A 12571-nucleotide genomic window follows, 5' to 3' on the forward strand; every position below is an offset into this window, starting at 1 on the left:
GGCCGTGCCCGGTTCCCGGGCACGGCCGCTTCTGCTTGTCCGTCGCGGTGTCGGCGTTCAGCGGTCCAGCACTGCGGCGAGCACCTCCGCCAGGGCCTGCTCGGGGTCCTGGCCGGCGCCCGTGCTGCGCCAGGCGACGTGCTGGTCGGGACGGACCAGGAGCGCACCGGCGTCGGTGATCTCCCGGACGGCCTCCCAGCCGCCGTCGGCGTCGGCGTACTCGCAGCCGGCACCGATGCGGACGGTGCCTATGCGGACGGAGAACTTCTGCGCCGCCCGTGCGGCCGCCTCGCACCACGGTGTTCCCTCCGGGCCCGTGATGAGCGTGAAGTCGGTCCGGCCGGTGAGGTCGAGGGTGGACAGGCGGCGGCCGCCGGCGGTGATCCAGGCGTGCGGCAGCCGGTGTCCGGGGCGGGAGGTGGGCCGGTGCTCGTTGCGCATGGGGACGCGGGCCGGCGGCTCGCTGCCGTCCGGGACGAGCGCGCCGTCCTCGTAGTGGAAGCCCACCTCCATGTCGAGGGACTGGCATCCCCCGCGGTGGGTGTGGAAGATCTCCAGGGCGCGGGCCCGCACGGTGTCGCCGAGCGGGGAGGGGTCGAAGTACGCCTCGAGCCGCTGCTTGCGGCGGCCGGCCGGGATGTTGTGGCCGGCGCCGACGGCGTCGATGACCGCCTGGTGGTGGACGGCGGCGGACACCGCCCAGTCGACGTTCTCCCGGCCCACGGGCCGGCGCTCGGCCTCGTAGGTGTCGATCAGGCTGTCGGGTGCGCGGCCTTCGAGCACCGCGGCCAGCTTCCAGGCCAGGTTGTGCGCGTCCTGGATGCCGGTGTTGAGGCCGAGGCCGACGGCGGGGGGCTGGCGGTGGGCGGCGTCGCCGGCGATCAGCACGCGGCCCACCCGGTAGCGGTCGGCGAGGTGCGCGTGCACGATCCAGTCCGTCACCTTGTGCACCGTCACCTGAAGGTCCGGCAGGCGCAGCAGCTCGCGGATCCGGGGGACGACCGACTCGGTGTCCCAGCGGCCGGGCGGGCCGGGGGCGAAGTGCAGGCCCCACTGCTCGCACTCCTTGCCCCAGCGCGGCCCCATCTCGATGAGGTTGCTGGACAGGTCGGGGTCCTCCGGGTTGAGGAAGTGGGTGATGAGCGTGCCCTCTTCCCACCACTGGGACAGGTCGGCGGAGAAGTACACGGTCGTGGTGTTGACCAGTCCGGGCGGGCCCTGCATCCGGATGCCGACCTCGGCCCCGACCATGCGGCCGCCGTCGGCGCCGATGAGGTACTGCGAGGTGACCGTGGTGATCTCCCCGGTGTCCAGGTTGCGCACCTCGGCGACGACATGGTCGCCCTCGTCGCGGAAGGAGGTCACCTCGTGGTGGAAGAGGATCCGTCCGGGATTGCGGTCCTGCGCGTGCCGGCGCAGGATCGGCTCCAGCCACATCTGCGGCAGCTTGGCGGGCAGGACGGGCCCGGCGGCCGCATAGGTCTCGCGCAGTGCGCCGCCGCCGAAGGCATCCATCTCGTGGATCAGACGCCCCTCCAGCGGGCCGTCGCCGGCGAGCGTGGTCTGCCAGCGCACCTTGCCGAACTTCTCCAGCGGCGCCGCCTCGGCGAGCACGTCGTCGGCGACACCGTGCTGCCGGTAGATCTCCATCGTGCGCTGGTTGAGGTAGTGCGCCTTCGGAACCCTCGATGTGTCCGGGTGCCGTTCCACCAGCAGATGATCGACGCCCTGGTCGGACAGGAAGACGGAGGCGGACAGACCGCATCCGCCACCGCCCACGATCAGAACCGGAACCTCGATGGCTCCCATATTCGCCCCTTTAGGATCGACCGATGCCTTGCCAGTCGCAGCCTGGCAAAGTCGTCTTCAGCACCGGTCAAGCACGACTGGACCGCAGCCAGGACCGCTCGCGCCACGGGCGCCGCCGGCCGGCTTGCGCGGATTGCTCGCTGTACGCCCAGCCGAGCCAGTCCTTGATGTCGACCGCCACCACGGGTCCGCCGTCCTTGAGGTAGCGGGGGCCGTCGAACTGCGCGTACTTGCGGTCCAGCAGGCCGAGGGCATGCGTGCGCTCCGGGCTCTCCTCGATCACCCGGGCGGTGCCGCGCAGCCGTACCCACCACGCCTTCAGCCAGTCGTCGTCGTAGCAGTCGGCCAGGACCGTGACCCGCTGGTCGCGGTCCAGGTTGCGCAGTCGCTTGGGCCGCGGATTGCCGCTCTTCGGCTTGTCGGTCGGTGAGTAGAAGACGTCGCCGTCCACCACGAAGATGACGGGCACGACATGGGCGCGCCCGCGCTCGTCGACCGTGGCCAACCGGACGGCTCGCTCCCGCTCGAACCGGCTGCGCATCTCGTCCTGCCCGAGTTTCATCAGGTCTCTCCTTTGTGGATACCCCAGCCTTCAGGCCGGGGTGGGGGTACCTCCCGCTTGCGGGGGGAGAAACGAAGCTCCTGCGGAGCAGGGCAGGGAAAGCCGGATCGCCGCCAGGGCGATCCGGTGTCTGCTCCCAACTGCCCGCGCTCCGTCACAAACTGATGGGGTAGCGTGTGAACGGTGAAGACCGCCCACGTGAAGCGGGCGTTCAAGTACCGCTTCTATCCGACCGATGCGCAGGCGGCCGAGCTGTCGCGCACGTTCGGCTGCGTGCGGAAGGTCTACAACCTGGCTCTTGCGGCGCGCACGCAGGCGTGGACTCGGCAGGAGCGGGTGAACTACAACCAGACGTCGGCGATGCTGACGGCGTGGAAGAAGACCGAGGAACTCGCGTACCTCAACGACGTCTCCTCCGTCCCGCTCCAACAGGCCCTGCGGCACCTCCAGACGGCGTTCACGAAGTCGCGGAAGTCGGCGGAGTACACCACCAGCGCATTCCGGTTCCGGGACGGGAAACTGACCCTGGCGAAGATGGCGGAGCCGCTCGACATCGCGTGGTCCCGTCCGCTCCCCGAGGGGGCGTCGCCGTCCACGGTGACTGTGTCGCAGGACGCGGCCGGACGCTGGTACGTGTCCCTGCTGTGCGAGGACCGTTCCGTTCAGCCGCTCCCCGCCACCGACGCGGCCGTCGGCGTCGACGTCGGACTCGACCACCTGCTGACCCTCTCGACCGGCGAGAAGATCTCCAACCCCCGGCATGAGCGGCCTGACCGCGTCCGTCTCGCCAAGGCCCAGCGACAGCTTGCCCGTAAGGCCAAGGGCGACGGAGCGAACCGGGCCAAGGCTCGCTGGAAGGTCGCCAAGGTCTACGCCCGCATCGTCGACCGCAGGCGTGACCATCTGCACAAGCTCACCACTCGGCTCGTTCGTGAAAACCAAACGATCGTGATCGAGGATCTCGCCGTTCGGAACATGGTGAAGAACGGCAGCCTGGCCCGCGCCATCAGCGATGCGGCCTGGTCGGAGTTCCGGAGCATGCTGGAGTACAAGGCCCAGTGGTACGGCCGCGAAGTGATCGCGATCGACCGCTGGTTCCCCTCCTCCAAGCTGTGCTCCGTCTGCGGCACCTTGCGGGACAAGATGCCGCTGAGTGTCCGCGAGTGGACGTGCGACTGCGGGACGACCCACGACCGGGACGTGAACGCGGCGAAGAACATCCTGGCCGTCGGGCTGACGGCGTCTGTCTGTGGAGCTGGCGTAAGACCTCAACGGAGTACTCCGGGCGGGCATTCGGTGATGAAGCAGAAACCCCTACGGCGCGAGCCGTAGGAATCCCCATCCTTCAGGAGGGGGAGGAAGTCAACACCGCTCCTTGTCTCTGGGTCCCTGGCGCTGGGAATGACGAAGTGGAAGTCACGGCGCCGGTCCGCCGCGCGGGTGGTGGGAGGGCTCAGCGCCGCTCGGCCCCCAGGAGCGGTTCCTGCGGCTCCCGGACGTGCTGGTGCCGCCGTACCAGCAGCACCAGGACCGCGCCGAGGACGGCGAGGCCGACGGTGGTCTGGCCGGACAGCCGGATCGTGCCCGCCGCTCCGAGCGCGCCGATCAGGGGCCCGGCGAGCACCGCGCCCAGCGGGGTCGCGATCACCAGGACCGCGCTGCGGAAGGCGCTGAGGCTCACCAACTCCTCGATGGGTGCCTTGCGTTGCAGCAGGGTGATCGTCACCGGCCCGTAGGGCGCGTAGATGAGCCCGCCGAGGCCGAAGCCCGCGATGCCCGCGGCGAGCGTGCCGAAGTGTGCGAAGGGGAGGATCGCCAGTCCCCAGCCGGCCACGATGGCCAGCGCGGTCGGCCACAGCGGGAGCCGCCGCAGTGTTCCGGTGACCCAGGTCCCGGTCACCGCGCCGACGCCGAACGCGCCCCAGATCCATCCCAGCGCGGTGGGATCCCCGCCCATCCGCTCGGCCACGAGAACCGGGACCGCCACCTCGATCGGCCCGTACAGCAGGTAGAACACGAACGTGAGCGCGAGCAGGCCCATCAGCTCCGGGTGGCGGGCGAGGGTCCTGCCGCTGCGCCGCAGCGGCACCGCGGGACGGCGCTCGACCGTGCCGTCGCCGCGTACCCGGGCCGTCACGAGGGCCAGGTACAGATAGCTGACCGCGTCACCGGCCAGCACCGCGGCCGGCCCGAACGCGGCCGACACCAGACCGGCCAGCGGCGGTCCGGTGATGAACGACAGCTGCTCCTGGCTGCCCACCAGTGAGTGACCGGCCAGCCGGTCCTCGGCCGGCAAGGTCTCGGCGACGAACGTCTGACGGCCGGCGATCCCCCAGGCGTGCAGGACCGAGGAGAGGGCGAGCAGGGCGATGTAGGTCGCGGCGTCCAGCAGCCCCGTCCAGTACAGCGCCGGGATCAGTGCGAACAGGGCCGCGCGCAGGAGCGCGTTCAGCAGTATCAGGCTCCTGGCATTGCGCCCGCTCAGCCAGCGTCCCAGCGTGAGGGAGCCGATCGCGGCGGGGAGGCTGTAGGCGGCGACGGCGAGTCCCACCACGAGGGAGCGGTCTGCCGGGGCGGCCAGTTCGACGGCCAGCCACGCCACGCCGACGACGCTCATGCCGTCGCCGAGAAAGGAGACCAGGAAGCCGGGCTGCAGCCGGCGGAAGTCGGGGTTGGCGAGACAGCGGGTGTAGCCCTGGGGCAGCACCCGCTGGATCCGCCGTACTCCGGTCATCGGCCGTACTCCGGTCATCGATCGGGCACCTCGGATTCGCTCACCGCGCAGCGGAACCCGATCTCCGGGCTCCGGGTCACCAGCGCCTTGCCCGCCCGGCTCACCGCGGTGAGCAGCGCGGGGGGCGAACTCCACGCTCCGCCGCGGACGCTGACCTCGGCCGACCACTCGCCCCACAGGTCGCCCGGGTCCATCGTGCCGAAGCGCGGCTGGAGCGGGAGGCCGTCCAGGAACCGGGTGGAGGTCCACTCCCACACGTTGCCGCACATGTCCCGGACACCGAAGGGGGATTCGCTGCCCGGCAGGTTCACCGGACCGGTCAGCGCGGGCAGTTCGGCGACGCGCAGATCCGCGAGCCGGCGCAGCCACGCCTGGCGGTCCGGGCCGGTCCCGCCGTCCCGGCCGAGGACCGAGTGCAGGCCCCGCACCAGCTCAGGCCGGAACTCATCCCCCCACGGGTGACGCCGGTGGTCGTCGCCCCGGGCGGCCCGCTCCCACTCGTCCTCGGTGGGCAGCCGCTTGCCGCACCAGGCGGCGTAGGCCACCGCGTCGTACCAGCTGACGCCGGTCACCGGGTGATCGTCGGCGCAGCGGGGGTCGTCGGCGGTGGAGCGTGTGTGGTCGGTGTTCCTCGGCTCGTCCGGATGGCACCACAGGTGGCCGTGCACACCGACGTCGGCGACGAACGCGTCGTACTCGTCGTTGGTGACCGGACAGGTGTCCAGGTAGAACCCCTCCACGGTGATCTCGTCCACCGCCGGCTCGCCCGGGTCGCCCCAGGAGCGTTCCTGGCCGGGGTGCGTCCCGCGGCGCAGCCGTCCGGCCGGGATGTGCCGCATCCCCTCCAGGGAGAGCCGGCTGGGCAACCGGTCGGCCGACAGCGGGACGGGCAGATCCTCCAGGACCGTGTCGGCCAGTGCCGTATCGGCGAGCAGCGTCCGTGCCGAGGCGAGTGCGTGCGCGTCCGCCACCGTCACGTAGTTTCCGACGCCCGCGGCGATCTGGTCCGGTGACCGGCCGAGCACGGCCAGCAGGGCGTGGAGCGCCGACGAGCCGCCTGCGGACCGCAGGGCCGGCGTTTTGGCCAGGGACGCGAGTGCGGGCCCGCGCACGGTCTCGTCCGGATCGGCCAGCGCCCACCCGACGGCCTCGGCCGCCAGTTCCGGGGCGAGCCGTACGGCGGCCGCGAGGGCCTGCCGCCGTATCTCGGGTGTGTCGTGCAGCAGGCCGACCGCCAGGCATTCCCCGAGCGTTCGCGGGTCGGCGAGCTGTTCCAGTGTGCGCAGGTAGCCGCCGAGCAGGGCGTCGCGTTCCGCTGCCGGCCCGTCGGCCCAGGCGGCGATCTGCAGGACCTCGGAGGGGACTTGCGGGGTGGTGGTGGTCATCGCGCGTCGGCCTCCGCTCCGGTGATCATCTTTGCGAAATCCTCGCCCGCCCGGTGGCTGTACGCCGTGCCCGCCGAGGGCTTCTGTCCTGCGGAGTAGTACACGTACAGCGTCGCCCGGCTGGTGTCGTCGAGCACCGGACCGGAATGGTGGAGGATGTTGTAGGTGTGGCAGATGACGTCGCCCGCCTCGGCTTCGAGGGGAAGTCCCACGGGCTCCAGTCGCCGCGGCGGATACCGGTGGGATCCGGGCACGAGGATCAGGCAGCCGTTGCGGATGGTGGCGGCGTCCAGGTAGACGCCCACGTTCACCAGCGGGGTCAGCGGGAGGTCGTGCGGGAAGTCAAGGTGCCAGTCCAGCGCGCTGTACGAGCTTCGCCTGCCCCGTTTCATCTGCCACACGGCTCCGTCGACGGCGTCCTCGAACCGCCATGCCGGCCGTCCCAGCAGACCGGGGCCGAGCGAGTCCAGTCTGCGTCGCTCGATCAGTTCCCGGGTGTCGGCGCAGTGCAGGGTGAAATAGGGCAGCCGGTGCAGGGTCGCCCGGCCGTTGTCGTCGTACGACGGCTTGATCACCCGGTCGCGGTGCTCGGCCGGTACTTTCCCGTCGAGCGTGTCGCGCTCCAGGCGTTCGGCATCGCGTTTGATGATCTCCACGTCCCGTGCGTCGAACACGCCACGGTAGACGACGAACCCGTACTGCTCGTAGAAGGCGCGTTGTTCCGCCGTCACCGTGCCGTCATAGCGGAACCGCGGGATGCGCTGCGGCGAACTCATCGGATCACTCCTCGGAATCCGATCTCGTTGTGCCGGTCCGTGAAGAGGTCCTTGCCGCGGAAGTACGTCGTGACCTGCTCCCGCATGGAGGTCCACGCGCCGCCCCGGATGACCACCGAGGTCTCCTCGGCCGTCGCCCATTCGGTGCGAGGCCTGCCGGAGATCATCGGCTTCATCCGGTCGCGGGTGAAGAAGTTGGTGTCCGTCCATTCCCAGCAATTCCCGACCAGGTCCGCGACGCCGTAGGGGCTGACGTTCTTGGGGTGGGAGCCGACCGGGACCGTGGTGACCGCGGGAGTTCTCTCGTCGAAGGTGCTCAGGGTGTCGCGCCAGTGCTCCAGGCTCTGCGGTTCACCGAAGGAGGCGCCGAACCAGCGCAGGGCGTCCGGGTCGAACTCGTCGCCCCACGGGTAGAAGGCGCCGTTCTCGCCCCGTGCGGCCTTTTCCCACTCCAGCTCGGTCGGCAGCCGTTTCCCGGCGTGCGCGAGGTAGGCGAAGGCATCGAACCAGTCGACACCGGTCGCGGGGTGGTCGGGACCGAACCGGGCGTCGCCGATGATCCCGCGGCGGTGGTCCTTGTCCTCGGGCTCGTCGGGGTGGCAGAGCGCGTGCTCGGCGGCCTGCGGGCTCTGCGCCCACGCGTCGTACTCCCGGTTGGTCACCGGATACCGGTCGATGAGGAAGTCGGGCAGGTAGCGGGTCTGCCGGGGGACCGCGTCGTCCACGTCGTAGAGCGGATGGACGACGTCGTCCATGCCGATTCCGGTGACGAATTCCGATGCGGGGATGAGGACCATGCCGTCGGGAACGGGCCGGGGCAGATTCTCCGGGTCGTAGTCCCAGTGTTCGCCCAGTGCGGTTGCACGCGGCAACTGCCCGGTCCTGGCGTGCTCCCGCTCGGTCTCCAGCCTGGCCGCGCGGTCCTGGGCACCCAGGATCCCGTCCATCGCCTTGGCCACGACGGCGGCGCCGATGCCCACCGGCTTGGTGCTGCGGAACAGGCCGGCCTCGGCCGGCCCGGTGATGTGCAGCAGCTCCTCGTAGGCCTCGCCGACGCGATTGCGGCCGGCGATCCTCGCGGCGGAGAACACGACGAAGTCCTCGTCGTCGCCGAGCAGCCAGACCAGGAACTCCCGCGCCGCGGGATGAGTGGCCAGGAACGGCTCGACGCCCTCGACAACCGTGAGGCGGACATCCGCACGTGGGTGGGTCGCCGCCAGCGCACAGAGTTCTTCGATGACCCTGGGATGCCGAAGCCCCGCGATGGTCTCACGCAGTTCGGCGCGTTCTTCATCGGTCAGTGGTCCGCGCGATTTCTGCCATATCTCGGGGGCCAGGAAACGATCCACCAGCCCGTTCAAAGTCTTCTGTTCGACGGCAAAACGCTCGTAACTCCATCTGTGCACTGATCCCACCTCGATTGCCACGGTCAGATATCTCTGAGGCCCGAAACCCTGGCCTGTGGAGAGTCGTAGGACCCTCCACAGGCCAAGAGATTGCCCAGGTCAGGCCGCCCACTTGAAGTACTTGCCGGCCGGGCGGGCACCGCCCTTCCGCTGCGAGCGCAGAGCGTTCCACTGGCGAAGCGTCTTCATCCGATTCACCTCCTTCAGATGTATCGGCAATCGAGGCATCGACGATCCCGTCGAGCGCTCGACTCTGTCAAGTTCACGTGATTTCCGTGTTGTTGACCGAGCCGGAAGCCTTGTTCAACCGCCGACCTGCCACAGTTGAACAAGCAGGCCGACGAACAGAATTCCACCGCCCACGATTCGAAAGGAGTGCGTTGTGCGAGTTCTTGTGGTGCCGTTCCCGTGGAAGACGCATGTGTTCAACATGGTGCCGCTCGCCTGGTCGCTGCAGACGGCCGGGCACGAGGTGCGCGTGGCCGCCTGGCCGGATCTCCTCGACGCCGTCACCTCGGCCGGGCTGACGGCCGTGGCCGTCGGCCCCGGCGAGACACCGCAGGTCCGCAGAGCGCGGGACCGGCGCCAGACGTCCGAGCGCGCCGCCGCGGCGAAAGGGGCCCCGCAGGAGGGGCTCGATGCGCTGTTCGCCATACGGCCCGACCGCGAGCGGCTGAGCTGGGAGCAGGCCCGCCGGGTCTTCGACGACCTGGTGCTTCCGCAGGCCCGCCGGTCCAACGACTCGATGATGGAGGACCTGGTCGCCCTGGCCCGCGCCTGGCGGCCGGATCTGGTGCTCTGGGGCGCGAAGGCGTTCGCGGGGGCGGTGGCCGCCGAGGCGGTCGGCGCCGCGCACGCCCGGGTGCTGTACTCCGTCGACGTCTACACGCGCATGCGGGAGGACTTCCTGCACGCCCAGGCGCTCCAGCCGCCCGAGCAACGCGTCGACGCGATGCGGGACTGGCTGGCCGCCTGGGCCGAGAAGTACGGCGCCGCCTTCTGCGAGGACCTGGTCGACGGGCAGTTCACCATCGCCCCGCTCCCCGAGGCGTTCCGGCCCGACCCGCGCCCGACCACCCTTGCCGTGCAGTTCGTTCCCTACAACGGCCCGGCGGTCGTGCCCCGGTGGCTGGCCGAACCGCCGCCGGCACCGCGGGTCCTGATGACGTTCGGCGACTCGGCCGAGGACCGGACGGCACGGCTCCCGCTGCCCGTCGAGCGCATCCAGGAGATCCTGGATGCGGTGGCCGACGTGGCCATGGAGCTGGTGCTGGCCCTGCCGCCGCAGGCCCGGCGGGAGTTGCGCGAGGTGCCGGCCCACACCCGCCTGGTGGAGTCCGTGCCCCTGGCCGAGGTGCTGCCGACCTGCTCGGCCGTGGTGCACCACGGCGGCACCTGGTCCTTCGGCTGCGCTCTGCGCTACGGCGTGCCCCAGTTGCTGATCGGCCGGGCGTTCGACGCTCCGCTGAAGTTCCGCTGCCTGGAGCGCGCGGGCGCGGGGCTGGCCATGACGCCCGCCGAGGTGGACGGGCCTGCGGTGCGTGCCGCACTCGTCCGCCTGCTCAAGGACACCGCCCTGCGGGCGAACGCCGCGCGGCTGCGCGAGGAGATGCTGGCCATGCCCGCGCCCAACGAGCTGGCACGGACCCTTGAGGACCTGGTCGCCGCCCGCCGACCCGGCCCGGTACCCGCCCCGCGCTGACCGGCAGAAACCGGCGATCCCGGCACAACCGGCAGGACCAAGCAGGACCGGCAGGACCAAGAGGGGCACGAGGAGACGGGACGGGCCCCGCGTGACGCTCACGCGGGGCCCGTCCCGACGGCGTGTCAGGACGCCGGTACCGGGTCGGGCGACGCCTGGCAGACGGCGTCGATGCCCTTGCGGGAAGCGGGACGGGTGCCGTCCCTGAGGAAGTCGCCGACGTAGGTGTTGAGGCAGGTGTTGTTGTTCGCCGACAGCGCCGCGCCGACGTTGTGGCCGCCCTTCTCCAGCACCAGGCGGGAGTTGGGGAACAGCGCGTGCGTCTCGACGGCGCCGGCGGTGCCGTGCGCGGTGTCGAACTGGGGCTGCACCAGCAGGACGCTGACCTGGCCGTTGCCGACCTTGAGGGGCTTGCTCCTCGCGGGCTCCGGCCAGAAGGCGCAGGGCGCGTTGTACCAGGCGTTGTTCCAGGTCAGGAACCGGCTGCCGGCGTCGTACTGGCCGGAGTAGTCCTGGTGCCAGCGGTCCCAGTCCGTGGGCCAGGGGCCGTCGAGGCAGTTGACCGCATCGGTCATGGCCTGCCTGTTCTGGTGCGGGAAGCCGGGCGGGGTGTAGGTGGCCCGCAGCGACGTCGGGTCCTTGCGCACCACCCAGTCGGAGAGCACCTTCGCGCGCGAGAGCCAGGTCCAGCTGCGGTAGACGACCGGCTCGAAGATGTCCGCCCACTCCGCCGGGCCGATCCTGCCGTCCAGGGGCGCCGCGGCGAGCGCGTCCTGCGCCGTGTAGTAGTTCGCCTCGACCTCGGCCTCGGTCGCACCCAGGTGGTAGACCGCGTCGTACGTGGCGATCCAGGCGAAGAAGATCTTGGCGTTGCGCTCGGTCAGCACGTTCTTGGCAAGGCTGTTGGAGTAGCCCACGCCGCTGGGACGCACCACGCTGTCCAGCACCATCCGCTGCACGCGGTGCGGGAACATCGTGGCGTAGACCGAGCCGAGGTAGGTGCCCCAGTCGGTGCCGAAGTAGGTGATCTTCTCCTGGCCGAGCGCGATCCGCATCCGGTCCAGGTCGCGCGCCGCGTCCTCGGTGCCGAGGTGCTCGAGCACGTCGCCGTAGGTGTCGCCGCAGCTCTTGGCGTAGGCACGGGCCCGCTCCACCCACTCCTGCTCGGCGGCGGGCGTGGCCGGCACGGGGTCCGGCTGGGCGTGCCCGGGGTCGATGTAGTCGCTGTCGCAGACGACGGCCGGCTCGCTGGCGCCGACGCCGCGCGGGTCGAAGCCGATCCAGTCGTAGGCGCCGCCGACGTCCTTGGCCAGCCCGGTGGTGCCCTGGGCGTAGCGGGTGGGCAGGTCACGGCCGATGCCGCCGGGCCACTGGCCGCGGTTCAGCACGACGACGCCCTTGTACTGGCTGTCGGGGACGGTGTGCTTGGCCCGGGTCAGCGCCAGGCTGATCTGCCGGCCGTCGGGGTGGTCGTAGTCGAGCGGCACCTGCACGGTGCCGCACTCCAGGCCCTTGAGCATGTCGCCGAGGACCGGGTCGCCGCCCGGACACGGCACCCAGTCGATGCTGCCGGCGGCCGGCACGGCCGCGTCGTTCGCTGCCGCGACCGGGACGACGGCCGGGCCCAGCAGGCCGGCCGCGATCACTGGTATGACCAACGCAAGCTTTCTCACGTAATTTCCCCTCCTGAATTCAGCGCGCCCGCAGCGTGGCACCGTCCTGTCGGCCCGCGCTCAAGAACGCCTGGACATCCACTTGAGGCGAGGCGTGTGAGGCTGCGGCGGCTGCGGCGGTTTCCCTAGCATGAGGCGACGAAATTCCAACCCCGGGAGTGAGAATGGCTGACGAGGCCATCCAGGGAATCAGGACCGTGCTGCACCCCGTGGCGGACGTGGCGGCGGCCAAGAAGCTGTACGCCGCCCTGTTCGGCATCGAGCCGCAGACCGACTCGGAGTACTACGTCGGCTTCGAGGTCGCCGGCCAGCACATCGGACTGGTGCCGGCGGGCGCGCAGGGCCTCACCTCGCAGGTCGCCTACTGGCACGTGGCCGACATCGACGCCAAGCTGGCCGAGGTCACCGCCGCGGGCGGCACGGTGAGCAGCCCCGCCAAGGAGGTCGGCGGCGGCCGCCGCGTGGCCACCGTCACCGACCTCGACGGCAACGTTCTCGGACTGCTGCAGGACAGCTGACCACGC

General features: G+C 70.8%; 10 protein-coding genes. 3 read left to right on the forward strand and 7 right to left on the reverse strand.

Annotated elements, in window-relative coordinates:
* Positions 1-57: 57 nt before the first annotated feature.
* Positions 58-1809 (reverse strand): FAD-dependent monooxygenase, encoded by a 1752-nt coding sequence (locus IE318_RS33125; protein ID WP_189906299.1) that lies wholly within the window; start codon positions 1807-1809, stop codon positions 58-60.
* A gap of 67 nt (positions 1810-1876) precedes the next feature.
* The gene (locus IE318_RS33130) at positions 1877-2371 is read right to left on the reverse strand and encodes a TIGR03668 family PPOX class F420-dependent oxidoreductase (protein ID WP_189906301.1); all 495 of its coding nucleotides are present in this window, start codon (positions 2369-2371) and stop codon (positions 1877-1879) included.
* 183 nt (positions 2372-2554) lie between these two features.
* Here IE318_RS33130 and IE318_RS33135 point away from each other — a divergent pair, with 183 nt between their 5' ends.
* Positions 2555-3703 carry an RNA-guided endonuclease InsQ/TnpB family protein gene (locus tag IE318_RS33135; protein WP_189906303.1) on the forward strand — a complete coding sequence of 383 codons (1149 nt, stop codon included), beginning with the start codon at positions 2555-2557 and terminating at the stop codon, positions 3701-3703.
* 121 nt (positions 3704-3824) lie between these two features.
* Here IE318_RS33135 and IE318_RS33140 read toward each other — a convergent pair whose 3' ends face one another.
* Genes IE318_RS33140 through IE318_RS33155 form a run of 4 tightly spaced genes read right to left on the reverse strand, consistent with a single transcriptional unit; the run spans position 3825 to position 8615 of the window.
* Positions 3825-5123 (reverse strand): MFS transporter, encoded by a 1299-nt coding sequence (locus tag IE318_RS33140; RefSeq protein WP_189906305.1) that lies wholly within the window; start codon positions 5121-5123, stop codon positions 3825-3827.
* Complete coding sequence (locus IE318_RS33145; protein WP_189906315.1) at positions 5120-6490, reverse strand: SUMF1/EgtB/PvdO family nonheme iron enzyme; 1371 nt, start codon at positions 6488-6490, stop codon at positions 5120-5122. Before IE318_RS33145 ends, IE318_RS33140 begins: the two co-directional genes overlap by 4 nt.
* The gene (locus IE318_RS33150; protein WP_189906317.1) at positions 6487-7266 is read right to left on the reverse strand and encodes a phytanoyl-CoA dioxygenase family protein; all 780 of its coding nucleotides are present in this window, start codon (positions 7264-7266) and stop codon (positions 6487-6489) included. Before IE318_RS33150 ends, IE318_RS33145 begins: the two co-directional genes overlap by 4 nt.
* The gene (locus IE318_RS33155; RefSeq protein ID WP_189906325.1) at positions 7263-8615 is read right to left on the reverse strand and encodes a formylglycine-generating enzyme family protein; all 1353 of its coding nucleotides are present in this window, start codon (positions 8613-8615) and stop codon (positions 7263-7265) included. Before IE318_RS33155 ends, IE318_RS33150 begins: the two co-directional genes overlap by 4 nt.
* Positions 8616-9054: 439 nt before the next feature.
* Here IE318_RS33155 and IE318_RS33160 point away from each other — a divergent pair, with 439 nt between their 5' ends.
* Positions 9055-10374 carry a nucleotide disphospho-sugar-binding domain-containing protein gene (locus IE318_RS33160; protein WP_189906327.1) on the forward strand — a complete coding sequence of 440 codons (1320 nt, stop codon included), beginning with the start codon at positions 9055-9057 and terminating at the stop codon, positions 10372-10374.
* Positions 10375-10499: 125 nt separating this feature from the next.
* On the opposite strand, the gene IE318_RS33165 is transcribed toward IE318_RS33160, so the two are convergent.
* Complete coding sequence (locus IE318_RS33165) at positions 10500-12047, reverse strand: alpha/beta fold hydrolase (RefSeq protein ID WP_189906329.1); 1548 nt, start codon at positions 12045-12047, stop codon at positions 10500-10502.
* A gap of 164 nt (positions 12048-12211) precedes the next feature.
* Here IE318_RS33165 and IE318_RS33170 point away from each other — a divergent pair, with 164 nt between their 5' ends.
* Positions 12212-12565, forward strand: a complete 354-nt coding sequence (locus tag IE318_RS33170) for a VOC family protein (protein WP_030184446.1) — start codon at positions 12212-12214, stop codon at positions 12563-12565.
* The last annotated feature ends 6 nt before the right edge of the window (positions 12566-12571 follow it).

Origin of the sequence: Streptomyces spiralis, assembly GCF_014654675.1 — a bacterium.
Lineage (GTDB): Bacteria > Actinomycetota > Actinomycetes > Streptomycetales > Streptomycetaceae > Streptomyces > Streptomyces spiralis.

Excerpts from the sequence above, each read along its gene's own strand:
- IE318_RS33125 (WP_189906299.1), bottom strand. The coding sequence starts at position 1,809 with ATGGGAGCCATCGAGGTTCCGGTTCTGATCGTGGGCGGTGGCGGATGC.
- IE318_RS33130 (WP_189906301.1), bottom strand. The coding sequence starts at position 2,371 with ATGAAACTCGGGCAGGACGAGATGCGCAGCCGGTTCGAGCGGGAGCGA.
- IE318_RS33140 (WP_189906305.1), bottom strand. The coding sequence starts at position 5,123 with ATGACCGGAGTACGGCCGATGACCGGAGTACGGCGGATCCAGCGGGTG.
- IE318_RS33145 (WP_189906315.1), bottom strand. The coding sequence starts at position 6,490 with ATGACCACCACCACCCCGCAAGTCCCCTCCGAGGTCCTGCAGATCGCC.
- IE318_RS33150 (WP_189906317.1), bottom strand. The coding sequence starts at position 7,266 with ATGAGTTCGCCGCAGCGCATCCCGCGGTTCCGCTATGACGGCACGGTG.
- IE318_RS33170 (WP_030184446.1), top strand. The coding sequence starts at position 12,212 with ATGGCTGACGAGGCCATCCAGGGAATCAGGACCGTGCTGCACCCCGTG.